Raw genomic sequence first — 23,807 nt, forward strand, 5'->3', positions numbered from 1 at the left:
CACCCCCCACAGCGAAGGACCGAAACACCATGCCCGTCGACCTCACCGGCACCTATCTGACCCTGGACGACGGCCGCCCGGCCGTCCGGTTCACCCGCACCTACGACCACCCGATCGACCGCGTCTGGCACTTCGTGACCGACCCCGACGAACTCGCCGCGTGGTTCCCCTCCCGCGCCGAGATGGACCTGCGCCCCGGCGGCGCCATCCGCTTCAGCGGCGACCCGAACATGCCGGAGTCCACCGGCCGGGTCCTCGCCGTCGACCCGCCCCGGCACCTGTCCTTCGAGTGGGGCGGCGACGAACTCCACTTCGACCTGGAGGAGGCGGGCGAGGGCCGCACCCGGTTCACGCTCACCAACGTCCTCGTGGCGGAGAACACCGCCGCGCGCAACGGCGCCGGCTGGGAGGTGTGCCTGGCCGCGCTGGACGCCAAGGCGCGCGGCGAGCGCTTCGAAGGCCCGCACGCCGGGGTGAGCACGCCCTGGAAGGAGTTCTACGACACCTATGTCGAGGCCGGTGTTCCCTCGGGCGCGCCGGTGCCGGGCATGGACTGAGCGGAACCTGGGCCCGGTCCCGCCTCAGGCCAGCTGCCTGCGCACCAGTTCGTGCAGTCGACCCCCGGTGTCCGCGAGCAGCTGCGCGGGAGGGCCCTGCTGGATGACCTTGCCGTCCTCCATCACGATGACCCGGTCCGCGTCCAGCACCGTCGACAGGCGGTGGGCGATGACGATCCGGGTGGCGTTCAGCTTGCGGGTGCTCTCGATGACCGTGCGCTGGGTGTCGTTGTCCAGCGCGCTGGTCGCCTCGTCGAAGAACAGGATGCGCGGGCGCCGGATCAGCGCCTGGGCGATCATCAGGCGCTGCCGTTGCCCGCCGGAGATCGCTCCGTTGCCCGCGACGATCGTGTGCAGGCCCATCGGCATGCGCTTGATGTCCTCGGCGAGGCCCGCCAGTTCGGCCGCCGCCATCGCCTCCTCCGGCGTGTACGGCTCGGCGCCGCAGATGACGTCCAGGATGGAGCCGGTGAACGGCTGCGCGTGCTGCAGCACGACCCCGCACTGGCGGCGCACCGCCGACTGGTCGAGGGCCGCCAGGTCCTGGCCGTCGTACAGGACACTGCCCGAGACCGGCTTGTCGAAGCCGATGAGCAGGCGCAGCAGGGTGGACTTGCCGCAGCCGCTCGGGCCGACGACCGCCACGAACTCGCCCGGGCGGACGGCGAAGGACACGTCGTCCAGGACGAGCGGGCCGTCGTCGGCGTACCGGAAGGACAGGCGCCGGGCCTCCAGCGCGCCGGAGAGCGGGCTCGGGCGGGTGCTCGCCGTGCGCACCTCGGGGGTGGCGTCCAGGACCGGCCTGATCTCCTCGAACAGCGGCAGCGCGGCCACCGCCGAGACGAAGGAGCCGGTGAGCTGGGTGACCGAGGTCAGCACCATCGTCACCGCGGTGTTGAAGGTGAGGAAGGCCGCCGCCGACATCGCGCCCCTCGCGGGCCCGGCCAGCAGCATGAACATCAGCAGGGTGCACACCGGCAGATAGACCGCGCCGAGCACCGAGGTGAGGTTCTTGATCCGGCCGACCTTCTGCTGGAGTTCCCGGCTGCGCGCGAACTCCCGCGCCCAGGCGGCGTACGCGTAGTTCTCCGCCGCCGCCACCCGCAGCTTGGGCAGGCCCCGCAGGGTCTGGAAGGCCTGGTTGTTCAGCTTGTTGCCGAGCACGACGAGCCGCCGCTGCCAGCGCACCTGCCACAGCCCCAGCCCCAGGAACACGGCGGCGATCACGACGAGCATCCCGATCGCCGCGAGTGCCATCGGCACGCTGTACCACAGCAGCAGACCGAGGTTCATCGCGCCGACCGTCACGGACTGCGCGACCACCGGGCCGACGCCCGCCAGCAGCCGCCGGATGGCGCTGATGCCCATGGCGGCACTGGCGAGTTCACCGGTCGAGCGCTGGGTGAAGAACCGGGTGGGCAGGCGCAGCAGCCGGTCCCAGACGGCCGGTTGCAGCGCCGCCTCGATCCGGCCCTCCAGACGCAGGATGGTCAGGTTCTCCAGCAGGGTGAACGCGGCCGACACGACCCCGCTGATCATCACGGCCAGGCAGACCTGGGCGATCAGGCCCGTCTGCGCCTTCGGCACATACTCGCCGAGCACCTTGCCCGTCGCGATCGGCACCAGTGCGCCGATCGCCACCGTCACCAGCCCGGCGAGCATGAGGTTCAGCAGGTCGCCCCGGGTGCCGCGCAGGCTGAACCGCAGCAGTCCGAAGGGGGTCAGCCGGCGCTCGGGCAGCGGCCGGTAGAACATCACGGCGCGCGGCTCGAACTCCTCCGCGTTCGCCTTCTCGATGGGCGTCTCGCGTCCGGTGCCCGGGTGGACGGCCACATAGCCGGCGCGCCGCCACAGCAGTGCGACCGGGGCCCCGGACAGCGCCCGGTGCCCGACCAGCGGACCCACGTTCTCCCGCCACCAGCGCCCCTCCAGCCGTACCGCGCGGGTACGCACCCGGGAGGCCAGGGCCACCCGCTCGACCGGGTCGAGCCGCTCGCTCTCGGTGCCGCTCTGCGCGGGCTCGGCGAGGGTGATCCCGGCCGCCTCGGCGACCAGCTTGCACGCCGCGTAGCCGGCGTCGGCGTCGGCGGCCGTCGTACGGCGGTTCGAGCGCTTGCCGATGGAGGCCAGCAGCGTCCGGTCGGCCTGGGCGCGGACCGCCTCGCCGGCCTTGATGCCGGCCGCCGTACGGGTCTCGTGGGTGCGCTCCAGCTGTTCGATCCAGCGGTCCAGCGCGGTCAGCAGCCGGTACTGCTGGTCGACCATGCTCTGCCACAGCGCGGGGTCCATCAGCAGATCGGCCGCCGCCTCCGCGCCGTACAGGGAGCCGTACTGCACACTGCCCGGCGGCACCTGCATCCAGAACACGTCGTCGTCGGACGGGGCCGCGGACCGCTCCTCGGCCATCGGCGCCTGGAAGAGGACCGACAGACCGCGGCCGACGCCCAGCGCGAGGGCGTACTCCAGCGGGCTCGACGTCGGGGGGACGTATTGGGGGTTGCCCCACTCGTCGTACGACCAGGTCTGGGTGTCGGCCGTCTGGTACAGCTCGCGCAGGTTGACGCGGTGCACGACGCAGTCGCGAACTGGGCGGGCCACCAGGGTGTGCTGTGGTCCGGCGACGGGGCCGAGAAGCAGCGCGCCCGCCTGCAGCCGGCCGAGGTGGTGCCAGTGGCCCTGCTGGGCGGCGTCCACCGCGAACAGGTCCAGGGCGCCGGCCGCGACCAGCCACAGCACCTGCGGGCCTTCCAGGTCCAGCCGGTTGAGGCCCGCGCAGTCGATGCGCGCGCCCATGGACCCCAGCGCACCGAGCACGAGGTCGCCTTCGTACCCCTCCTGAACGGTCGTCATCTCATCGCTCCCTGACCAGCGCCGCGTACGCGCCGCCGCGCGCCACCAGCTCCTCGTGCCGCCCGCGCTCGACGACCGTGCCGTGCTGGAGCACCACGATCTCGTCGCTGTCCCGGACGGTGCTCAGCCGGTGGGCGATCACCACGCAGGCGCAACCGCGTCGGCGCAGGTTGTCCATCACGACCAGCTCGGTCTCCGCGTCCAGCGCGGAGGTCACCTCGTCCAGGACGAGGATGCTCGGCCGCCGCACCAACGCCCGGGCGATCTCCAGGCGTTGGCGCTGCCCGCCGGAGAAGTTCCGGCCGTCCTGCTCGACCTTGCTGTGGATGCCGCCGGGCCGGCGCATCACCACGTCGTACAGGGCCGCGTCCTTCAGCGCCTCCACCACGGCCTCGTCGGGGATCGACGGGTCCCACAGGGCGACGTTGTCGCGGACCGAGCCCTCGAAGAGGAACACGTCCTGGTCGACGAAGGAGACGGAGGCGGCGAGCGCGCCGCGCGGGATGTCGTCCAGGCGGCGGCCGTCGATGCGGATCACGCCGTCCCAGGGCGCGTACAGGCCCGAGATCAGCCGGGAGACGGTGGACTTGCCGCTGCCCGAGCCGCCCACCAGCGCCACCTGCTGCCCGGGGCCCACGGTCAGGTCGAACCCGGTCAGCAGCGGCTGGTCCAGCGGGCTGTAGCCGAAGGTGACGTTCTCCAGTTCGACGTGCCCCTGCAGCCGGCGCGTGGAGTCGGTCCCGCCCCGGCGGGCGTAGAGCGGGTCGGCCTGGAAGTTCTCCACGTCCTTCAGCCGGGCCACGTCGGCCGCGAAGTCCTGGATGCGGCCAGCGACGCCGTTGAGCCGGGTCAGCGGGGCCGTGAACCGGGTGACCAGCGCCTGGAAGGCGACGAGCAGACCCACCGAGATGTGCCCCTCGACCGCCCGCATTCCGCCGATCCACAGGATCAGCGCGCTGTTGAGCGTGGCGAGCGTCGGCGCGACCACCCCCAGCCAGGCGCTCGGCACGCCGAGGCGCTGCTGCTCCTCCAGCGTGGTGGCGTGCTGCCCGGCCCACTTGCGGAAGTAGCCGTCCTCGCCGCCGGTCGCCTTCATCGTCTCGATCAGCTGGAGACCGGTGTACGACGTGTTGGTGAGCCGTGCGGTGTCCGCGCGCAGCTTCGCCGTCCGGGTCGCGCGCAGCCGTACGACCAGCCGCATGGCCACCACGTTCAGCAGGGCCACACCGATGCCGAGGAACGTCAGTTGCGGGTCGTAGGTGTACAGCAGCACGGCGTAGAGCACGACGACGATCGCGTCCACGCCCGCCGCCGCCAGGTCGCGGGCCAGCGTCTCGGCGACCTGGTCGTTGGACTGGAGCCGCTGCACCAGGTCGGCCGGGGAGCGCTGGGAGAAGAACGTGACCGGCAGCCGCAGCAGATGGCGCAGGAAGCGGGCGCTGGAGAGGGTGGAGGAGATGATCCGGCCGTGCAGCAGGTTGGCCTGCTGGAGCCAGGTCAGGACGAGGGTGAGGAGGACGCAGGTGGCCATCGAGGCGAACAGCACGCCGAGCAGCGAGGTCTGGCCGCCGATGAGGAACATGTCGATGTAGGTACGGCTGAGCGCGGGCAGCGCCGCGCCCACGGCGACCAGCAGCAGGCTGGCCAGCACGGCGGCGGGGAGGGTGCCCGCGGTGCCGCGCAGCCGGGCCGGCATCGCGCCGAGCACGCCGGACTTGCGACCACCCTTGCTGAAGCCGTCGCCGGGCTCCATCACGAGCACCACACCGGTGAAGCTGCCGTCGAACTCCTCCATGGGCACGAACCGGCGGCCCTTGGCGGGGTCGTTGATGTACACGCCGCGCCGGCCGAAGCGGCGGCCCATGCCGTCGTAGACGACGTAGTGGTTGAACTCCCAGAAGAGGATGGCCGGCGCCCGCACGTCGGCGAGGGCGGCCAGGTCCATCTGCATGCCCTTGGCCGTGAGGCCGTAACTGCGGGCCGCCTTCAGCAGGTTGCTCGCGCGTGAGCCGTCGCGCGAGACACCGCAGGCGATGCGCAGCTCCTCCAGCGGGACGTGCCGGCCGTAGTGGCCGAGGACCATCGCGAGGGAGGCGGCGCCGCACTCGACGGCCTCCATCTGGAGCACGGTCGGCGTACGGACCGTGCCGCCACTGGACTTGGGGACGGGGCGCCGAGCCGGGGCGGCCCGTCTGCGGCCGCGGGTTTCCTGAGTGGTGCTCACGGCAGCAGCCAATCGACGGGACGCTGGTCGGTCAGCCGGATCGAACCGGAGGCGAGGGTCATGGAGTCGAGCTGGTACGGCGGCCCGTCGGCGGAGGACCACCGCAAGCCGCTCTTCGTGCCGGACGACTTGTCGAGCGCGACCAGGACCGCCACCGGGCGGCCCTTCTTCGTGAACTGCTCGCCCAGCTGGCTGTCCCCGAGGAACGCGGCGATCGACTGGGCGGACTGGGCGGTCCGGTCCACCGACTTCACATGCCCGCGCAGCACGCCGTACCTCTGGGTCGGCACCGAGGACACGGTGAGGTCCACGGCGGCGTGCGCCGGGATGGCGGCGGCGTTCTCCGCGGGGACGTAGACGGTGGCGTACAGCGGGTCGGAGGCGTGGGCGACCTTCTCCACCGCCGCGATGTTCGCGCCGGTCCGGATGATCTGCCCGATGGTGGCGGCGAGCGCGGTGACGCGGCCCGCGGCGACCGTGCGGACCACGGAATCGCCCTGACTCGTGCGCACTTCGAGGACGGGAGCGTTCGCGGGCAGCCGTTCGCCCTGCTTCGCGAGTACGGCCGTGACCTGGCCGGCCACGGGGCTCTGCAGCAGATAGCTGCCCTGCCCGTGGGTGAGGATGGCCTGCGCGCTCACCGTGGAGGCGACCGAACCGGTCACCGCCCACACGGAGGCCGCCGCCATGACGACGACGGTGACACCCAGCGCGAGCCAGCCCTGAGGGCGCGCCAGACGCACCGGAAGGTCCAGCTCCTCCGGCGACTGGAGCTTGGCGAGGGCCTGTTGGCGGAACTGCACGGAACTTCCCTCACCCGAGGAGAGACATCGTTACGACCTGCTTCGGGCACCCACGGGCACCCGAGAGTCCCGGAGCCGGGGGGCGGCTCCGGGACTTCGGCGACACCGAGGTGCGATCAGAGACCGGCGACCGTGGCGGTCAGCGGCGCGGTGTTGATGCCGGCGACGCCCGTGACGGTGCCGAGAGCGGTGTTGACCAGGCCGTTGACGCCCGGGGCAACCTCGTTCGCGGTGGCGAGGGTGCTGTTGAGGGTGTTCACGGAAAGACCGCCGGAGACGTTGTCCAGCTCGGCGTCCGAGATCTCGACGGTCTCAACCTGGGGGGTGGAGTTCATGGTGGAACTTCCCTTCGTATGGATATTTCACAAGGGGGGAAGCGGCCCCCTCTGGGGACAGACGACGGCCGCGACCGCGGTTGCCGGAATCCCCGTGTCCGGGAGCCCGGGACGACCCCGCGGTGCGATGGATCAAAGCACGCACGCGGCGCCCGCTTCCAATCAACCAGGCCTCTCACCAGGCAACTTGGCCCGTGCGCCGGGTCATCCGTGCAGGCGTGCGCACGCCGTGTCGGCGACTCCTTCACAAGCCGCACCGCATCGGCGCAGACCGCCTCTTGCCGTCGCGACGGCGAATCCGGCACTCCGTACCAAAGGTGTGACCGGCGGTAAGTGGTTGTGCGGATCCGCCGACTCCGGTGACGTGCTTGGGCATTCGATGTGCAGATTCCCTGAAGCCGGGATTCCGTTACGAGTCGGGAACGGACCGCTGTCGATCAGTAGCCGAACGTGTCAGCCCAGAATCGCGTACACCGTGCTCGCCCGGGCCGCGAGCGCGCCCGACGAGGCCTCGCTCAGCGTGATGTCGGCGAAGGCCATCCGGCGGCCCAGCTTGGTCAGCACCGCCTCGATCAGGACGTCCGAACCAGTGACGGCCCGCTGGAAGGACGTCGATTGCTGCACGGTCGTCATCGGCACGAAGCCGCCCCGCGCAGCCGACACCGCAATCACCGTCGCCGTGTCGGCGGCCGCCATCAGGGCCTGGCCCGACAGGCCGCCACCCTCCCGGGCCAGCCGGTCCGACCAGGGCAGACGGAGCACCGCGCGATCCTCGCCCAGCCCCTCCACCGTGAGGCCGAGATCGAGGACCCACGGCGCGAAGTTGGCGGAGAGGATCTTGTCGGCTTCGGTGGTGGTCATCGCCATACGGCCGATTGTTCCCGCCCGCGAGGCGCGACACGCGGGGGTTGGCCGAATCGCGGTGCCACGCCGGTGGCCGGCGAGCGGAATTGAACGCACCGGATGACGCGCCCGTACCTAGGGCCATCCAGGCGCCCCCATCCACTGCCCGACAGCGGCAGAACTCCGTTCCCAGGAGGTCGAGAAGTTTGAGTCACAAGCGAATGCCCAAGCGCAAGGCCGCGATAGCGGTGGGCGGTGTCGCGGCGCTCGGAGCGGCGGCCCTCCTGCTGCCGCACGCGAACGCGTCCCAGGACGACGCCTCGGCCGCCGGCACCGCGAAGACCCTGAAGGCCGCGGACGCCTCGGACCTCGCCGCGCAGTTGCAGAAGGCACTCGGCGACGCCATCGCCGGGTCCTACTACGACAGCGCCAGGCAGCAGCTCGTCGTCAACGTGGTCAGCGGCGACGACAACGTGATCGTGCAGGCGAAGAAGGCGGGCGCGGCCGTCCGTCAGGTCGAGAACAGCACCGCCGAACTCAAGGCGGCCGCAGGGACGCTGCGGACCAAGGCGACCATCCCGGGCACCGCCTGGGCCGTCGACCCGCGCACCGACAAGGTCGTGGTCACCGCCGACTCCACCGTCACCGGCGCCAAGTGGGACCGGCTCCAGTCGACCGTGCGGAGCCTCGGCTCGGGCATGGCGACCCTGAAGAAGTCCGGCGGCACCTTCAAGACCTTCGTCTCGGGCGGCGACGCCATCTTCTCCCAGGTGCAGGGCGGCACCGTGCGCTGCTCCCTGGGCTTCAACGTCAAGGCCTCCGACGGCAGCCCCGCCTTCCTGACGGCCGGTCACTGCGGGGTCGCCGCCAAGGACTGGTCCGACTCCCAGAACGGGCAGCCCATCGCCACCGTCGACCAGGCCACCTTCCCCGGCAACGGCGACTTCTCCCTCGTCAAGTACAACGACCCCGCCACGCAGGCGCCCAGCGAGGTCAACACCGGCAACGGCCAGACCGTCCAGATCAACCAGGCGGTCGACGCCACCGTCGGCGAGACCGTGTTCCGCATGGGCTCCACCACGGGCCTGCACGACGGCCAGGTGACCGGCCTCGACGCCACCGTCAACTTCCAGAGCGAGACCGACCCGAACGGCGTCGACACCGTCACGGGCCTCATCCAGACCAACGTCTGCGCCGAGGCCGGCGACAGCGGCGGCTCCCTGTTCACCCAGGACGGCGGGGCGGTCGGCCTCACCTCCGGCGGCAGCGGGGACTGCACCAACGGCGGCGAGACCTTCTTCCAGCCCGTCACCACCGCCCTGCAGGCCACCGGCGCCACCCTCGGCGACGGCGGAGCCGGCGCGGGTGGCCAGGCGGGCGCGGGTGATCAGGCCGGTGCCGGTGATCCCTCGGCATCGGCCGGTGGTCAGGCGGGCGCGGGTGACCAGTCCGGTGCCGGTGATCCCTCGGCATCGGCCGGTGGTCAGGCGGGCGCGGGTGACCAGTCCGGTGCCGGTGATCCCTCCGCGTCGGGAGGGGACCAGGCGGGTGGCGGAGACCCGGCGGGCACCGGAGAGCAGGCGGGTGGCGACCAGATCGGCGGCTCCGACACGCCGTGAGCCGTAGCGCGACTCCCCGCCGGCCCCACCGCGGTTCCGGTCCGACGGGGACGGTGGTCCGGCCCTCCGGCGGGAGGGCCGGACCCCGGTGTCCGCGCGGCATTCCGCGGCGTCGGAGCCCCGGGAGACTGAGCGGAGTCTCGGGGCCGCGTGGCTCAGGGATGTCCCGGGTCCGCGCGGGCTCAGGGAAGCTGCGGAGCCACGCGGGCTCAGGGAAGCCTCGGGTCCGCGTGGGCTCAGGGAAGCCTCGGGTCCGCGTGGGCTCAGGGAAGCCTCGGGTCCGCGTGGGCTCAGGGAAGCCTCGGGTCCGTGCGGCTCAGCGGCGCTTTGAGCCCTGCGCGGCTCAGTGGGGCCCTGGACCAGCGCGGGCCAGCGGAGCCTTGGGTCAGCGCGGGTCAACGGCGCCTTGGACCAGCGCGGGTCAACGGCGCCTTGGACCAGCGCGGGTCAACGGCGCCTTGGACCAGCGCGGGGCGAGGGAGCCCTGGACCAGTACGGGTCAACAGCGCCTTGAGCCCGCGTCGCTCAGTCCCCGTCTCCCGCCCGGAGCAGCAGCAGGGCCACGTCGTCCGCCCGTTCCCGGGCCGCCAGGCTGTGCCGCAGCAGTTCGTCGGCGAGATCGGACAGCGGACGCTCCCCGGCGTCGGCGAGCACGTCGCCGAGTCCGGTGAGGGAGTCCTCGATGTCCACACCGCGGGACTCCACGAGACCATCGGTGTAGAGGGCGAGGACGGAGCCCGGGGCGAGAGACACCTCGGTGGTCGGGTATCGGGCCGCCGGGTCGATCCCGAGCAGCGGGCCCCCGGCCAGGTCCAGCACCCGCACCCGTCCGTCCGGGCGCCGCAGCAGGGGCGGCGGGTGCCCGGCACGCGCCATCACGGCCCGCCCCCGCACCGGATCGAGCCGCAGGTACACACAGCTGACGAACAGTTCGGAACCGAGGTCGATGAGCAGCCGGTTGGTGCTGCGCATCACCTGCTGGGGCGCCTGCCCCACCGTGGTGTACGCCCGTACCGCGGTGCGGATCTGCCCCATCAGCGCGGCCGCCGTCACGTTGTGCCCCTGGACGTCGCCGATCACCGCGGCCGGTGACGGCCGGGCGGGCACGAGGTCGTAGAAGTCGCCGCCGATGTCCATGCCGTGTGTGGCCGGCAGATAGCGCGCGGCCGCCTCGACGCCGGGCAGCCGCGCCAGCGAGTGCGGCAGCAGCGCCGCCTGCAGCCCGTGCGCCAGCCGGTCCTTGGCGTCGTACAACTGGGCCCGCTCCAGCGCCTGCGCGATCAGGCCGCCGAGGCTGGTGAGGACCGCCCGTTCCTCGGCGGGGAAGCGGTGCGGTTCGGCGTACGCGAGGACGCAGGTGCCCACCGGCCGCCCGGAGGCCATCAGCGGGAGATACGCCCAGGCCGCGAATCCGTCCGGCGTCTCGCGCCGGGCCGGATACATCCGCTCCAGCTCGTCCTGCGAGGCGAAGAACGCCGGCACCCCGGTGTTCAGGACCTGCGTGCCCGGGGTCCGCTGGGTGAGGGGCAGCCCGTCGAACCGCTCCACGACGTGCGGGTCCGGATAGCCGCGGTGCCCCAGCACATGCAGCCGCCCGGCCCGGCTGCCCAGCATCGCCAGCGCCTGCCCGCCGACCGCCGGGACGACCTGGTCCGCGACCAGTTGCACCACGTCCCGCACCTCCACCGCCTCGGTCAGCGCCCCGGCGAGACTGAGCAGTTGAGAGATCGTCACCAGCCGTGTCGGCGTCGCCTCGTGCTCCGGCTCCGGTGTCATCTCCGCCACCGCCCGGATCCGGCCGATGCGCACGCTGAGCCCGGTGGTGCTGGGATACAGCCGGAACGACAGCCACTCGCCCGGCGGACGCAGCGCCACGAAGGAGGTCACCTGCTGGCTGAGCAGCGCGGCCCGGTAACGGTCCTCGTACATCGGGTCGTTCAGCCACGGCACCGACACCCACGGCAGCGTGCCCAGCAGTTCCCCGGCGGGCCGGCCGAGCAGCTCGGCGGCCGCCGCGTTGACGAAGCCGATCCGGCCGTGCAGATCCAGCGACATCAGTCCGTACGGCAGCCGGGACACCAGCCGCGTCGCCTCCAGCGACCCCAGCGTGTCGGGCACGCTGGATCCCGGTATCCCCACCAGGTCGTCCTCGGGTCCGGGCGGCAGGTCCGCCGCGGCGGAGCGCTCCAGCCGCAGCGCCAGCCGTGCGCAGGCCGCCGTCAGCTGTTCGCGCTCCGCGTCGGACAGCTCCGGGGGGTGCGCGCCGGGCCAGGTCACGAACACGGCGCCGTACACGGTGCCCGGCGTCGCCACCGGCAGCGCGGCCAGCGCGAACGGATACGGCAGCACCACCGCGATCCGCGGAAAGCGGCGCGCCATCTCCTGCTCCCCGCCCACCCACACCAGCCGCCGCTCGCGCACCGCCTCCGCGACCGGGATGGGCGCGTTCAGCCCGACCCGCTCCCAGGGTGCCGCGAACGCCCGCGGCATGCCCGCCGTCACCGCCATCTCCAGCATCGGCTCATCGGGCCGGAGCAGATACACCGCGCCGGCGTGGGCCCCCACGTCCTCCATCATCGAGGCCAGGGCGAGCGACAGCAGCGGCCGACCGACCGGCGTCCTCGCGGCCGCCGGCGCCTGCGCGGGCCCCGGCTCGTCGGGCACGCCGACCACCTCCTCGTACGGCCGCGCCTGCGCCTCGTACGGCCGCACCTCCATTCAGGAATCAGGCTCCCTCGTGCCGCCGCCCCGCGCACGGCGAACGCCCCCGCCCGCCCCCCGTACGGCCCGATCCCGCCGCCCCGACCACCCCGGCTTGCGCGTCCCGCCGCCCCTGGCCGGTGCGCCCTGACCGATACGACCCGACGCGGACGGCCCGGGCGGGCCGGCTCGGTTCAGCCGCCCCGACCGGTGCGCTCCGACCGCCCCGACCGGTGCGCCTCGACGCGGGACGGCCCGCGCGGCCCGTCCCGGTCCAGCCGCCCCGACCGGTGTGCCCCGATGTTTCTCCGGCCGATGCGCCTCGCCCCCTGACCGGTGTTCCGACCGCGCTGACCTATGTGTCCCGCCGCCCCTGGCCTATGCGTTCTGACCAATACGACCCGAAGCGGAATGGCACGCGCGGCCGGCCCGATGCAGCCGCCCCGACTGTGCCTCGACTGCCCCGACCTGTGCGTCCCGACCGGTGCGCGTCGGCCGCCGTTTGCGGTGCGTGTCGACGGCCCGTTGCGGTGCGCTCCGACCCCCTGACCGGTGCACCCCAACGCCCCCCAGGCCGATGCGCCTCGCCCCCCCCTGACCGGTGCTCCGACCGCCTGACCTGTGTGCCCCGCCGCCCCCGGCCGGTGCGCCCTGGCCGATGCGACCCGACGGAGGACGGTACGCGCGGGTATCGAGAGGTTCGCCGGATTGCGAGCTGAGTGGTGTCGGGCGTACACGGTCCGTTCACAGGGGCTGCGCGGGCGGCTCATAAGCGCTGTAATGGCGGACGTGGCGAGTGAGGGTGCTGCGGTACGCAGAACGAGGACCGAGCGTGCCGAACTTGCCCTCGACACGCTCAGCGCCGCGCCCCCGTCCCCCGACCGGCTGCGGCGCGTCCTCGAACAAGGTCTCGTGCTGGCCGGGGCGGCGTTCGTCGGGGCCTACGTGCCCGGGCGCGACCCGTCTGCGCTGTACCTGGCCGAGTCGGTGGGGCTGCCGCGCACGCTGTTCGGCCTGCGGGACGGCTATCCGGTCACGGGCGGCTCGCCGGTCGCCGAGGCGCACCGCACCGGGCGGAGCCTGTGGCTCGGCCCGCAGGAGCTGGCCGACTGCCCCGACTCACGGCGGACACCGTCCCCGGACTTCTCCCTGGCCGTCCTCCCGCTCGGCCCGGCCGCCGGCTGCCTGCTCGCCGTCAGCGAGCAGCCCGGCGGCTTCGGCACCGACGACCGGGCCTGCCTGGAACTGATCGCCCGGGCGGTCGCCGTACCCGCCCCGGCCGGCCCCGCCCCCGAGACCGGAGAGCTGCCCGCCGACGCGTTCAGCCTGGCCATGGACACCGGCCGGATCGAGGTCGGCGACGAGATCCTGCGGCTGTTCGAGATCGAGCGGGAGGACTTCGACGGCAAGGTGGAGACCCTGCTCGGGCTCACCGTGCCCGAGGACCTGCCCGCCCTGATGTCGGTGGTCGAGGCCGACCACATGTCCATCGGCGAGCGCGAGCTGGAGTTCCGCGTCCTGCAGCCGTCCGGGCCGCCCAAGTGGCTGCGGCTCAGCGGCCGGTTGCTGGAGGGCGGGGAGGGCCGCCCGGCGCGGCTCGTCGGCACCGTCGCGGACGCCTCCACCCTGCGCTCCGAGGTCACCGACGTGGCCCGGGTGCAGCGCCTGGCCGCCGCCCTCGCCACCGCCGGCACCGTCAAGGACGTCGGCAAGGCCGTCGTCGCCGCGCTGCGCAAACCCCTCCAGGCCGACCGCATCGCCCTGGCCGAACTGGAGAACGACCGTCTCGTCGTCACCGTCCTCGACCCGCCCGAACCCGATGCCTGGCCCGAACTGTGGCGCACCGAGTGGCGCACCGAGTGGCCCGACGCGCCCGTGCGCGCCATGCCCACCCTCGCCGCCGCCCTGCGCGAGGGCCGCGCCCGGATCTGGCCCGCCGGCTCCCCGCTGGAGCCCGCCCTCGCCGACGTCGGACCAGGCGGCCTCGCCGTGCTGCCGCTGCCCGCCGACGGCCGGATGGCCGGCGCCTGTCTGATCGGCTGGGACCGGCCGCACGAGTTCGCCCCCGACGAACGCGCCCTGCTCACCGCCTGCGCGGGCCTGGCGGGCCAGGCCCTGCTGCGCGCCCACGCCTTCGACGCCGAGCACGAACTCGTCGGCATGCTCCAGCGGACCCTGCTGCCCCGCCGCCTGCCCCGGCTGCCCGGCGGGGTCGCCGTCGCCCGCTACCTGCCCACCACCGAGGGCCTCGAGGTCGGCGGCGACTGGTACGACGTGATCCCGCTGACCGACAACCACGTGGCCCTCGTCATCGGCGACGTCCAGGGCCACAACGCGGGCGCCGCCACCCTGATGGGCCAGATGCGCACCGCACTGCGCGCCTACGCCGCCGAGGGCCACTCCCCGGACGTGGTGGTCGCGCACGCCAACCGGCTGCTGCTCGACATGGAGACCGACCTCTTCGCCACCTGCTGCTACGTCGACCTCGACATGGAGCAGGGCACCGCGCTGTGCGTGCGCGCCGGCCATCTGCAACCCGTGCTCCGCAACCCGGACGGCTCCACCGAGATCGTCCAGGCCGAGGGCGGCCCCCCGCTCGGCGTGCTCACCCAGGCCGACTTCCCGATGACCCCGCTCAGGCTCCAGACCGGCACGGTCCTCGCGCTCACCACCGACGGCCTGGTGGAGTCCGCCGACGCCGACATCGACGAGGGCATGGACCGGCTCGCCCGCGAACTCGCGGCCGCCGACCCCGCCCACCTCAACCTGGTCGCCGACGCCCTGCTCACCGGCGCCCACCGCGGCGACGACGTCGCCCTGCTGCTCATGCGCTACGACGGCATGGCCGTACGCCCGCTGCGGGAGAGCTGGACCGTGTGGCGGCTGCCGGAGGCCGTGCGGCACGCCCGCCGCTTCACCGGGCGCACCCTGCGCTCGTGGGGCGTGTCCCGGGACACCATCGACGTGGCCCTGCTGGTCGTCTCCGAGCTGGTCACCAACGCGCTCGTGCACACCGACGGGCAGGTCCGCCTCGACATGAGCCTGGTCAACCACCGGCTCCGGCTCGCCGTCACCGACGCCTCGCCGCGCAGCCCCGTCAAGCCCACCAACATCGGCTGGGAGGCCACCGGAGGCCGCGGCATCCTGCTGGTGGAGGCCGTGTCGGAGGACTGGGGGACGGTCCCGGTCAGCGGCGGCAAGCAGGTGTGGGCGGATCTGGTGCCGCATGCCTGACCGCCCGGCCGACCCGCCACTCGGGTACCGGTCGGTGTCCGTTCCGGCAGGTCGGAGCGGTCGCGTCACGGTGCCTGCCTAGGGTCGGTCGCTGTGGCACACACCTTCGAGGAACTGGTGCAGAAGCAGCGTGCGGCCGTCGCGGCCCACGCCACGGTCGAGGAACTGCGGGACGCGTACGGCCCACCGGCCGAGCGGGGCATGACGGGCGCGCAGTCGGGCACCTACGAGACGGCCCTGCGCGCCTGGCGCGACCTGGCCCGGGACGTGCAGACCGCCGTGAGCGAGTACGCCAAGGAGACCGGCCGCCCGCGCGCCGAGGTGGAGGCCGAGGTGGAGCGGGCGGCGGCGCAGCCCCCGGCGGGCGAGGAAGCCTGACCCGGGGCCGTCAGACGTGCGTCTCGGCAGACGGCCGTCAGGCGTGGCTCTCGTCCGACGGCCGTCAGGCGTGCGTCTTGGCCAGCAGCTCCAGGATCTCCGCCGTCGTGCCGCTCTCGCCGAGCCGCGGGAAGATCCGCTCGACGCTGCCCCGGTGCGCCTCACCGTCGCTGTCGGCCATGGCGTCCGTGGCGAGGGTGACGTGGTAGCCGTGGGCGTAGGCGTCACGCGCGGTGGACTCGATGCCGATGCTGGTGGCGATGCCGGTCAGCACGATCTGGGTGATGCCGCGACGGCGCAGCTGGACCTCCAGGTCGGTGCCGTGGAAGGCGCTCCAGTTGTGCTTGGTGACGCGGATGTCGCCGGGGTGGCCGGACAGCTCGTCGACGAGGACGTCCCAGCCCTCCGGGAAGGCGAGACCGCGGGCCTGGCGCTCGGTCCGGCCGGGGACGGCGTCCGCCCAGTCGGGAGCGAAGGAGACCCGCACCAGGACCACGGGAAGGTCCCGGGCCCGGAAGGCCTCGGCGAGCTCGGCGGTACGGGCCACCACGTCCGAGGCGGCGTACGGCTCGGTGGGCATGCCCACGATGCCGCGCTGCAGGTCGATCGCGACGAGGGCGGTGCGGGGGTCCAGGGTGGTGAGGGACATGGGGGATCAGGCCTTTCGGGGGACGAGCCGGCCGAGGGAACGGCCGGGAAGGGTCACCGTCGGCAGCAGGAGCGAGCCGGCGAGCATGGACAGAGGGCGACGAAGCCGGCGGGGGAGGGGCGGCCGCCGGCCCGGTGTCGCGCGGTGAGCCTCGGTGTCACGGCTGCGAGAGCCGTTCCATCAGCTCCAGCGCCGTGAGGACCGTCTGCCGCTCCTCCTCGGTGTACCGGTCCTGGAAGGCACGGGCCAGCCACTCCTCGCGCAGCCGCTTGTTGCCCTCCACGCGGGCACGGCCCGCGTCGGTGAGGGTGACCAGCTGGCGGCGGCCGTCGTCGGGGTCGGGGGTCCTGCGGATCAGCCCGTGCTGGTCGAGCCCGGCCAGCGTGGTCGCCATCGACTGCGGCCGCACGCCCTCCGCCGCGGCCAGGGCGCTGGCCGTTGCCGCGCCGTGCTTGCCGACCAGGGAGAGCGCCGACTCCTGCGACGGGGTCAGATCGGTGTCCTGCGCGACCTCGCGGATACGGCGCCGCAGCCGGCTGAACACCACGCGCAGCTCGCGGGCGGCGCGGTCGGCGGAATCCGAGATGTGGGCCATGCCGGTCAGCCTAGGACGGTCAGATCCAACTGTCCAGCTCGAACTGTTCAGCTTCGCCTGTAGACCTGTCCGAGGCTCGCGCCACCCGGGACGGACGCTCCGGGTTCCCTAGGCTGGTCGCATGCGCCTCCTGCTGATGTCCGACACCCACCTGCCCCGGCGCGCCAAGCGACTCCCCGAGGAACTGCTCGCCGAACTCCCGCACGCGGACGTCGTGTTCCACGCCGGTGACTGGGTCGACACCGCCACCCTCGACCTCCTGGAGAGCCGCAGCCGCCGCCTCATCGGCGTGTACGGCAACAACGACGGTCCCGGCCTGCGCGCCCGGCTGCCCGAGGTGGCGTACGCCGAACTGGACGGCCTGCGCTTCGGTGTCGTGCACGAGACCGGCCCCGCGCAGGGCCGCGAGGCCCGCTGCGCCGCCCGCTTCCCCGACCTGGACGTCCTGGTCTTCGGCCACAGCCACATCCCCTGGGACACCGTCGCCCCCGGCGGCCTGCGGCTGCTCAACCCCGGCTCCCCGACCGACCGCCGCCGGCAGCCGCACTGCACGTACCTCACGGCGACCCTCGAGGACGGCAGGCTCACCGAGGTCACCCTGCACCGGCTGCCGGGCGGCAAATCAGTGGCGTAGCCGGGGACCGGCCGTGACAGGATGCCGAAATGATCTCTGACGCAGGCATACCCGCAGGCCAACCCGCAGGCCAACCGACAGGCGCACCCGCGGCCGTCCCGGCGGACGTCGTTCCCGCGGGCCGCATGGCCCGGAGCGAGCAGCCCGTCCTCGCGCTGCCCGGCGGCCTGGAGCTGCGGCCGTGGCGGCCGGACGACGCCGACGCCGAGGCCCTCGTGGCCGCCGGGCAGGATCCCGCGATCCGCCAGTGGAACCGGTTCACCGTCGCCGGCCCCGAGGAGGCGCGCCGCAGGATCGAGCGGATGCACGAGCGCTGGCGGGCCGAGACCGCCGCCGTGTGGGCCATCGCCAGGCCCGGCGGCCCGGCCCTCGGACTCGGCGCCTGGGGCGACATCGACCTCGCGGAAGGCGCCGCCGAGATCGTCTACTGGGTCCTGCCCGAGGCACGCGGCGCCGGCATCGTCGCCGAGGCGACCCGACGGCTGACCCGGTGGGCCCTGGACGACCTGGGCCTGCACCGTCTGCGGCTGTGCCACTCGGTCGCCAACCCCGCCTCCTGCAGGGTCGCCGAGAAGACCGGCTACGCCTACGAGGGCACCCAGCGCAGCGCCCTGCTGCACGCGGACGGCTGGCACGACCAGCATCTGCACGCCCTCGTGAAGGGCGACGTCTGAGCGCGGCGAGGGACAGTGCCGGATTGCCAGTGCTGGATGTCAGTGCCGCGCGGTACTCGTGATGCATGGGTGACACCCCGGCAACGCTCCTGCGGCGCGTGGTGAACCCGGCCCGGTACTCCGGCTCGCCCCGCACCGTGCTCGTCGTCATGTGCGTCGGGTACTTCCTGGTCCTGCTCGACGTCACGATCGTCAACGTCGCGCTGCCCGCGATCGGTTCGGGTCTCCACACGGACGTGCGCGGACTCCAGTGGGTCGTCGACGGCTACGCCCTCGCGCTCGCCTCGCTCATGCTCACCAGCGGCACGGCGGGGGACCGGTACGGGCACAGACGGATCGTCCTCGCGGGCCTCACCGTTTTCGGCATCGGCTCCCTGGCCTGCGGACTCGCCTCCACAGTCCCCTTCCTCGTCGCCGCGCGCGTGGCCCAGGGCGTCGGCGCCGCCCTGCTGCTGCCGGGCACGCTGGCGATCATCGGCCGTGCCTTCCCGGACGAGGCCGAGCGGGCCCGGGCGATCGGCGTCTGGGCCGGCATCGGCAGCCTGGCGCTGCCCGCGGGACCGCTGCTCGGCGGCGCGCTCACCGACGGACTGGGCTGGCGCGCGATCTTCCTGCTCAACGTGCCGATCGTGCTCGCCGCCCTGGTCTGGTCGACGGCGGTCGTCGAGGAGAGCAAGGAGTCCCGGGCCCGGCCGCTCGACCTGACCGGCATGCTGCTCGGCGGGCTGCTCCTGCTGGCGACGACGTACGCCTTCATCCAGGGCGGCCGCTCGGGCGCCACCGCCCCCGAGGTCCTCGCGGCGGCGAGCGTCGCGGTCGCCGCCCTCGTCGCCTTCGGCGCGGCCGAGCTGCGGCGCGGCGACGACGCGATGCTGCCGCCGGCCCTGCTCCGCCGGCCCGCCTTCGACGCGGCCAACGCGACGGCGGGAATCATGAACCTGTGCACCCTGGGCACGCTGTTCGTGCTGATGCTGTACCTGCAGTCGGTCCAGCACCGCACACCGCTCATGGCCGGCCTGGCCGTGCTCCCCCTGTTCGCCCCGCTCGCGATCATCGCGCCGTTCGGCGGGCGGATCACCAGCCGGATCGGGGCACGGCTGCCGGCCGCCGCCGGGGTGTTCCTCGCCGCGGTCGGGCTCGCCCTGCTGACCCGCGCCGCACCGGACTCCCCGTACCTCGTCCTGCTGCCGGCGTTCCTGCTGTGGGGCATCGGGCTCGGCCTCCTGACCCCGGCCGTGGTCGCCGCCGCCATCGCGGCCGTCCCCGGCGAGCGTTCCGGACTGGCCTCGGCCGTCAACAACACCGCGCGCCAGACGGGCGGAGCGATCGGCATCGCGGTCGCGGGCGCGATCGCCGGAGGCCCCGGCGACCAGGACCGCTTCCTGCGCGGCTTCCACGCCGTCGCCCTCGGCTCCGCCGGCCTCTACACGGCCGCCGCCGTCCTCGCCCTGGCCCTGCTGCCGGGCTCGCTGCTGCCCTGGCGGAGGTGACCCGCGCCGGAAACCGCGTGGGCAGCGGGTCCCAGGGGCCGGAAATTCCGTGGACAGCGGATCCCGCGCCCCGGTGGGATGAGCCGCGTGCAGATCGACGCCACGCTCGTACGCCGCCTGATCGCCGCCCAGTTCCCGCGCTGGGCCCACCTGCCCGTCGCCCCGGTGCCGCGCTCCGGCATGGACAACGCCACCTTCCGGCTCGGCGACGACCTCTCCGTCCGGCTGCCGCGCTACGCCCACTGGGCCGGGCAGGTCGCGCGCGAGCACCGCTGGCTGCCGCGTCTCGCCCCGCACCTCCCGCTCGCCGTCTCCGAGCCGGTCGCGCAGGGCGAACCGGGCGAGGGCTACCCCTACCCGTGGTCCGTGTACCGCTGGCTCGAAGGGGAGCCGGCGACCACCGGCTCCCTCGCCGACCCGCGGGCGACCGCCCTCGACCTCGCCGGATTCGTCACCGCCCTGCAGGGCGTCGACCCCACGGGCGGACCCGGCCCCGAGCAGAGCAACGCCTTCCGGGGCGTGCCGATGGGCGACCCGCGTGACTCCCTGGCCGCCGAGGCCCGCGTACGGCCCAAGCTGGAGGCGCTGAAGGGGACCGGCCTCGTCGACACCGGCCTGCTGACGGAGGTGTGGGAGGCGGCGCTCGCGGCCCCCGCCTGGGAGAGCGAACCCGTCTGGATCCACGGCGACCTCGACGCCGGCAACCTCCTGGTGCGCGACGGCCGGCTGAGCGCCGTCATCGACTTCGGCACGCTCGCGGTGGCCGACCCGGCGGTGGACCTGCTGCCCGCCTGGAAGTTCCTGCCCGCCCGGGCACGGGACGTGTTCCGGGAGGCCGTCGGCGCCGACGACGCGACCTGGGCACGCGGACGCGGCTGGGCCCTCGCGGGCTCGCTCCCCGTACCCGCCGATCCGTACTTCCGGCAGGACCCGGCCCGGGTGACGGCGGCCCTGCACCACCTGGAGCAGATCGTCGCGGACTACCGCCGCGAGGCCGCGTGACGCGTCCGCCTGCGCCGCAGCAGGCGCCCGGCCGTCACCACCAGCACCACGACGGCCGCCAGCGCGCCCGCCCGCTTGGCCACCGGCACCCCGGCCGTCCGGAAGAGGTCGAGCGGCTCCTGTTCCTCCGGGCCGGGCGCCCCGGGCAGTCCTTCGCCGGAGACCTCGGGCCGCTCGCCCAGCCGCTCCGCCAGACACGCCGCGAACTGCCCCACCAGCCGGTCGCCCACCTCCGCCATGACCCCGCGCCCGAACTGCGCCGGGCGCCCGGTCACCGTCAGATCGGTGCGCACCGACACCGCCGTGCCGCCGTCGCGTTCCGTCAGCGTGCCGGTCACCGTGGCCCGGGCCGTGCCCTGTCCCCGGGTCTCCCGGCCGCTGGCGGCCAGCACCATCCGGTGCGCCTCCTCGTCCTGTTCCTCGAAGACGGCGGTTCCCCGGTAGGTGACCGTGATCGGGCCGACCTTGACCTTCACCGAGCCGGTCACGGTCTTGCCGTCGTAGTCCTCCACCGTGGCCCCCGGCAGACAGGGCGCGACGCGTTCGATGTCGAGGAGCGCCCGCCAGGCGTCGTCGACCGGGACGGGGACGGTGAACTCGTGGTGCAACTCCATGACTTCCTCCAAGCGCTCAGGCGGTGGCGGGCTGGTGGATGGCCCCGCTGGTCTCGGTCAGCGGGGCTCCGCTGCCGCCCCAGCGCAGGGCGACGATCTCGGCGGCGACGGACACCGCCACCTCCTCCGGCGTACGGGCCCCGAGGTCCAGGCCGAGCGGCGAACGCAGCCGGGACAGCTCCGCCTCCGTCAGACCGGCCTCGACCAGCCGCTTGCGCCGCTCGTCGTGGGTACGGCGGCTGCCCATCGCCCCGATGTACGCGGCCGGCCGACGCAGCGCCTCCTCCAGGAGCGGCGCGTCGAACTTCGGGTCGTGGGTGAGGACGCAGATCACCGTGCGCTCGTCGGTGTCCGTGCCGGCGAGATAGCGGTGCGGCCAGTCGACGACGACCTCCACGCCCTCCGGGAAGCGCTTCGGCGTGGCGAACACCGGGCGGGCGTCGCACACGGTGACCCGGTAGCCGAGGAAGTCGCCGATCCGGGCCACCGAGGCCGCGTAGTCGATCGCGCCGAAGACCAGCATGCGCGGCGGCGGGGCGAAGGACTGCAGGAACACCGTGACCGCGTCCTCGCGGCGCTCCCCGTGCGGCCCGTAGTGCCTCAGGACCGAGGCGCCGAGGGCGAGTTCGCCCCGCGCGTCGGCGCTTACCGCGACGTCCAGACCGGCCGTGCCGAGCGTTCCGGCCACGCTGTCCGGCCAGACGGCGAGCATGGCACCGCGCGGGGCGGGCCCGTCGACCACCGTCGCCATGGTCACCGGCTCACCCGCGGCGACCGCCGTGGCGAGCGCGCCGAACGCCGGGTCCGACTCGGGCGTCACGGGGCGCACCAGCAGGGTGATCTCGCCGCCGCAGGTGAGTCCGACCGCGAACGCGTCCTCGTCGCTGTACCCGAAGGTCTCCAGCCGCGACTCGCCGCTCGCCACCACCTCCTGCGCCAGCTCGAACACCGCCCCCTCCACACAGCCCCCGGACACGCTCCCCACGACCTCGTCGCCGGGCCTCACCGCCATGGCCGCGCCGGGCCCGCGCGGCGCGCTGCGGCTCACCGCGACGACCACGGCCAGCCCGAACGGGACCCCCGCCGTGTACCACCGGTCCAGCGCCGGGAGAATCTCACGCACGCTCCGCTCCTTTCCCGTACGTACCGGCGACGGAGACCGCGTCGGCCTCCGCCCCCGCCTCCGCACCGCGCACCACCGCGGCCAGCCGTTCCAGCGCCGCGAGACTGTGCCCCTCGACGAAGGCGTCCACGCTCGGCAGGGCCGCCGCCATCCCCGCGGCGAGCGGCGCGTAACCGGGGCGCGCCTTGCGCGGGTTGGCCCAGATCACCCGGTGCGCCAGCGCGTGCAGGCGGCGCATCTGCGCGCCGAGCAGCTCGGGATCGCCCCGCTCCCAGCCGTCCGAGAGCAGTACGACGACGGCGCCGCGCGCCATGCCGCGCTGTCCCCAGCGGCTCAGGAACTCGCGCAGCAGCTCGCCCAGCCGGGTGCCGCCGCGCCAGTCCGGCACGGTCGCCGCGAGAGCCGTCATCGCCATGTCCGGGTCGCGGTGCGAGAGTTCCCGGGTCACCCGGGTCAGCCGGGTGCCGATGGTGAAGACCTCCGTACGGCCCCCGCGCACCGCCGCGTGCGCGAACCGCAGCAGCGCGTCGGCGTACGGCGCCATCGAACCGCTCACATCGACGAGCAGCACGACCCGGCGGGGCCGCCGCACGCGCGTGTGCCGCAGCAGCAGGGCCGGTTCGCCGCCGCGCCGCAGCAACTCCCGTACCGTGCGGCGCGGATCGACCTCACCGCGACGGGCGGGCCCGCGCCGCGCCGAGCGGCGGGTCTGCCCCTCCAGCGCGAACGCGGCCAGCAGGCGGCGCAGTTGGTCCCGTTCGGCGGCGTCCAGCTCGGCCACGTCACGGTGCCGCAGCACCTCGGCCCGGCTGGCCAGCGTGGCGGTGGGCGGGCCCGAGGGCTCGTTCTCACCGGGCGCACGCGGGCCGGCCGACGCCTCCCGTACGGCCATCGGCCGCCGCCGGGGCGGGGGAGCGGTGCGCACCACACGCGGGGCGTTTTCCCAGGCCGGCCCGAAGTACGCGGCGAACACCCGCTCGTACCGCTCCAGATCGTCGTGCTCGCCGCACAGCGTCGCCCGCCCCGCCCAGTACACGTCCGCCCGCATCCCCGGCCGCAGCACGTCCACGGCACGCAGAAACGCGTGCACCCGCTCGGCACCGGCATCGAGCCCCGCCGCCCGCAACGCCCTTACGAAGCCGAGCAGCACGGCATCGGCACCGAGGACCTCCGCCTCGGCTCCGGGAGGCCCGGCATTCCCGCCGAGGGGCGTCGTGTCGGTCCTGGGTGGCTCGGTACGCGCCTGGGGCGGTCCGGTTTCTTGGCCGGGGGGTGTCGCGTCGGTGCCGGGTGGCTCGGCCCGCGGCTCGGGAGGCCCGGCATCCCCGCCGAGGGGCTTCGCGTTGGCCCCGGTCGGCTCGGCCCGCGTCTGGGGCGGTTCGGTACCCCGGCCGGGGGGTGTTGCGTCGGTCCCGGTCGGCTCGGCCCGCGGCTCGGGAGGCCCGGCATCCCCGCCGAGGGGCGTCGTGTCGGTCCTGGGTGG

General features: G+C 73.9%; 19 protein-coding genes. 8 read left to right on the top strand and 11 right to left on the bottom strand.

Translation table 11 applies throughout. From position 1 onward, the window contains the following. The first annotated feature begins 29 nt into the window (after nt 1-29). Nucleotides 30-557 (top strand): SRPBCC family protein, encoded by a 528-nt coding sequence (locus tag ABZ865_RS21855; protein ID WP_361232613.1) that lies wholly within the window; start codon nt 30-32, stop codon nt 555-557. A gap of 24 nt (nt 558-581) precedes the next feature. Here ABZ865_RS21855 and ABZ865_RS21860 read toward each other — a convergent pair whose 3' ends face one another. The 5 genes from ABZ865_RS21860 to ABZ865_RS21880 all read right to left on the bottom strand — a co-directional run bounded on the left by ABZ865_RS21860 (nt 582) and on the right by ABZ865_RS21880 (nt 7,636). Continuing rightward, nucleotides 582-3,407 carry an NHLP bacteriocin export ABC transporter permease/ATPase subunit gene (locus tag ABZ865_RS21860; RefSeq protein ID WP_361232617.1) on the bottom strand — a complete coding sequence of 942 codons (2,826 nt, stop codon included), beginning with the start codon at nt 3,405-3,407 and terminating at the stop codon, nt 582-584. Nucleotide 3,408: 1 nt separating this feature from the next. Continuing rightward, entirely contained in the window at nt 3,409-5,631 is a 2,223-nt protein-coding gene (locus tag ABZ865_RS21865) for an NHLP family bacteriocin export ABC transporter peptidase/permease/ATPase subunit (RefSeq protein ID WP_361232620.1), read from the bottom strand. Further along, a complete protein-coding gene (locus tag ABZ865_RS21870; protein ID WP_361232623.1) occupies nt 5,628-6,434 on the bottom strand; it encodes an HlyD family efflux transporter periplasmic adaptor subunit in 807 nt (268 codons plus the stop codon). Before ABZ865_RS21870 ends, ABZ865_RS21865 begins: the two co-directional genes overlap by 4 nt. Nucleotides 6,435-6,550: 116 nt before the next feature. After that, entirely contained in the window at nt 6,551-6,769 is a 219-nt protein-coding gene (locus tag ABZ865_RS21875) for a type A2 lantipeptide (protein WP_100829770.1), read from the bottom strand. A gap of 453 nt (nt 6,770-7,222) precedes the next feature. Further along, nucleotides 7,223-7,636 (bottom strand): PaaI family thioesterase, encoded by a 414-nt coding sequence (locus tag ABZ865_RS21880; RefSeq protein ID WP_361232627.1) that lies wholly within the window; start codon nt 7,634-7,636, stop codon nt 7,223-7,225. 197 nt (nt 7,637-7,833) lie between these two features. On the opposite strand from ABZ865_RS21880, the gene ABZ865_RS21885 reads away from it, so the two are divergent. Next, nucleotides 7,834-9,231, top strand: coding sequence for a S1 family peptidase (locus ABZ865_RS21885; RefSeq protein WP_361233618.1), 1,398 nt, complete (start codon nt 7,834-7,836; stop codon nt 9,229-9,231). A 525-nt stretch (nt 9,232-9,756) separates the two neighbouring features. On the opposite strand, the gene ABZ865_RS21890 is transcribed toward ABZ865_RS21885, so the two are convergent. Beyond that, nucleotides 9,757-11,949 (bottom strand): SpoIIE family protein phosphatase, encoded by a 2,193-nt coding sequence (locus tag ABZ865_RS21890; RefSeq protein ID WP_361232631.1) that lies wholly within the window; start codon nt 11,947-11,949, stop codon nt 9,757-9,759. A gap of 762 nt (nt 11,950-12,711) precedes the next feature. Between ABZ865_RS21890 and ABZ865_RS21895 the strand changes: the two genes are divergently transcribed. Both ABZ865_RS21895 and ABZ865_RS21900 read left to right on the top strand, forming a co-directional pair. Continuing rightward, nucleotides 12,712-15,165, top strand: a complete 2,454-nt coding sequence (locus tag ABZ865_RS21895; RefSeq protein ID WP_361232634.1) for a SpoIIE family protein phosphatase — start codon at nt 12,712-12,714, stop codon at nt 15,163-15,165. A gap of 93 nt (nt 15,166-15,258) precedes the next feature. Further along, nucleotides 15,259-15,543: a hypothetical protein gene (locus ABZ865_RS21900; RefSeq protein WP_361232637.1), complete on the top strand. Its 285-nt coding sequence runs from the start codon at nt 15,259-15,261 to the stop codon at nt 15,541-15,543. Nucleotides 15,544-15,607: 64 nt separating this feature from the next. Here ABZ865_RS21900 and ABZ865_RS21905 read toward each other — a convergent pair whose 3' ends face one another. Continuing rightward, the gene (locus ABZ865_RS21905; protein ID WP_361232640.1) at nt 15,608-16,192 is read right to left on the bottom strand and encodes a hydrolase; all 585 of its coding nucleotides are present in this window, start codon (nt 16,190-16,192) and stop codon (nt 15,608-15,610) included. A gap of 157 nt (nt 16,193-16,349) precedes the next feature. Then, entirely contained in the window at nt 16,350-16,787 is a 438-nt protein-coding gene (locus ABZ865_RS21910; protein WP_361232644.1) for a MarR family transcriptional regulator, read from the bottom strand. Between the two features lie 121 nt (nt 16,788-16,908). Here ABZ865_RS21910 and ABZ865_RS21915 point away from each other — a divergent pair, with 121 nt between their 5' ends. From ABZ865_RS21915 to ABZ865_RS21930, 4 genes are all read left to right on the top strand, one after another. Beyond that, a complete protein-coding gene (locus ABZ865_RS21915; protein ID WP_361232647.1) occupies nt 16,909-17,421 on the top strand; it encodes a metallophosphoesterase in 513 nt (170 codons plus the stop codon). A 29-nt stretch (nt 17,422-17,450) separates the two neighbouring features. Further along, nucleotides 17,451-18,095, top strand: a complete 645-nt coding sequence (locus ABZ865_RS21920; protein WP_361232650.1) for a GNAT family N-acetyltransferase — start codon at nt 17,451-17,453, stop codon at nt 18,093-18,095. A 65-nt stretch (nt 18,096-18,160) separates the two neighbouring features. Beyond that, nucleotides 18,161-19,585 (top strand): MFS transporter, encoded by a 1,425-nt coding sequence (locus tag ABZ865_RS21925; RefSeq protein WP_361232653.1) that lies wholly within the window; start codon nt 18,161-18,163, stop codon nt 19,583-19,585. Nucleotides 19,586-19,663: 78 nt separating this feature from the next. Beyond that, entirely contained in the window at nt 19,664-20,587 is a 924-nt protein-coding gene (locus ABZ865_RS21930) for an aminoglycoside phosphotransferase family protein (RefSeq protein WP_361232656.1), read from the top strand. Here ABZ865_RS21930 and ABZ865_RS21935 read toward each other — a convergent pair. The 3 genes from ABZ865_RS21935 to ABZ865_RS21945 are packed head-to-tail and all read right to left on the bottom strand — an operon-like array spanning nt 20,566 to nt 23,474. After that, nucleotides 20,566-21,201 carry an SRPBCC family protein gene (locus ABZ865_RS21935; protein ID WP_361232659.1) on the bottom strand — a complete coding sequence of 212 codons (636 nt, stop codon included), beginning with the start codon at nt 21,199-21,201 and terminating at the stop codon, nt 20,566-20,568. The two genes, ABZ865_RS21930 and ABZ865_RS21935, sit on opposite strands and share 22 nt — an antisense overlap. A 16-nt stretch (nt 21,202-21,217) precedes the next feature. Continuing rightward, complete coding sequence (locus tag ABZ865_RS21940; RefSeq protein ID WP_361232662.1) at nt 21,218-22,324, bottom strand: XdhC family protein; 1,107 nt, start codon at nt 22,322-22,324, stop codon at nt 21,218-21,220. Then, complete coding sequence (locus ABZ865_RS21945) at nt 22,317-23,474, bottom strand: VWA domain-containing protein (RefSeq protein ID WP_361232665.1); 1,158 nt, start codon at nt 23,472-23,474, stop codon at nt 22,317-22,319. Before ABZ865_RS21945 ends, ABZ865_RS21940 begins: the two co-directional genes overlap by 8 nt. Nucleotides 23,475-23,807: the final 333 nt, after the last annotated feature.

The organism is Streptomyces sp. NPDC047085, from assembly GCF_040643735.1.
In the GTDB taxonomy this organism is placed as follows: domain Bacteria; phylum Actinomycetota; class Actinomycetes; order Streptomycetales; family Streptomycetaceae; genus Streptomyces.

Coding starts and splice junctions, on each gene's coding strand:
- ABZ865_RS21855 (WP_361232613.1), top strand. CDS start 30: ATGCCCGTCGACCTCACCGGCACCTATCTGACCCTGGACGACGGCCGC.
- ABZ865_RS21860 (WP_361232617.1), bottom strand. CDS start 3,407: ATGACGACCGTTCAGGAGGGGTACGAAGGCGACCTCGTGCTCGGTGCG.
- ABZ865_RS21875 (WP_100829770.1), bottom strand. CDS start 6,769: ATGAACTCCACCCCCCAGGTTGAGACCGTCGAGATCTCGGACGCCGAG.
- ABZ865_RS21880 (WP_361232627.1), bottom strand. CDS start 7,636: ATGGCGATGACCACCACCGAAGCCGACAAGATCCTCTCCGCCAACTTC.
- ABZ865_RS21885 (WP_361233618.1), top strand. CDS start 7,834: ATGCCCAAGCGCAAGGCCGCGATAGCGGTGGGCGGTGTCGCGGCGCTC.
- ABZ865_RS21890 (WP_361232631.1), bottom strand. CDS start 11,949: ATGGAGGTGCGGCCGTACGAGGCGCAGGCGCGGCCGTACGAGGAGGTG.
- ABZ865_RS21895 (WP_361232634.1), top strand. CDS start 12,712: ATGGCGGACGTGGCGAGTGAGGGTGCTGCGGTACGCAGAACGAGGACC.
- ABZ865_RS21905 (WP_361232640.1), bottom strand. CDS start 16,192: ATGTCCCTCACCACCCTGGACCCCCGCACCGCCCTCGTCGCGATCGAC.
- ABZ865_RS21910 (WP_361232644.1), bottom strand. CDS start 16,787: ATGGCCCACATCTCGGATTCCGCCGACCGCGCCGCCCGCGAGCTGCGC.
- ABZ865_RS21915 (WP_361232647.1), top strand. CDS start 16,909: ATGCGCCTCCTGCTGATGTCCGACACCCACCTGCCCCGGCGCGCCAAG.
- ABZ865_RS21920 (WP_361232650.1), top strand. CDS start 17,451: ATGATCTCTGACGCAGGCATACCCGCAGGCCAACCCGCAGGCCAACCG.
- ABZ865_RS21925 (WP_361232653.1), top strand. CDS start 18,161: ATGGGTGACACCCCGGCAACGCTCCTGCGGCGCGTGGTGAACCCGGCC.
- ABZ865_RS21930 (WP_361232656.1), top strand. CDS start 19,664: ATGAGCCGCGTGCAGATCGACGCCACGCTCGTACGCCGCCTGATCGCC.
- ABZ865_RS21935 (WP_361232659.1), bottom strand. CDS start 21,201: ATGGAGTTGCACCACGAGTTCACCGTCCCCGTCCCGGTCGACGACGCC.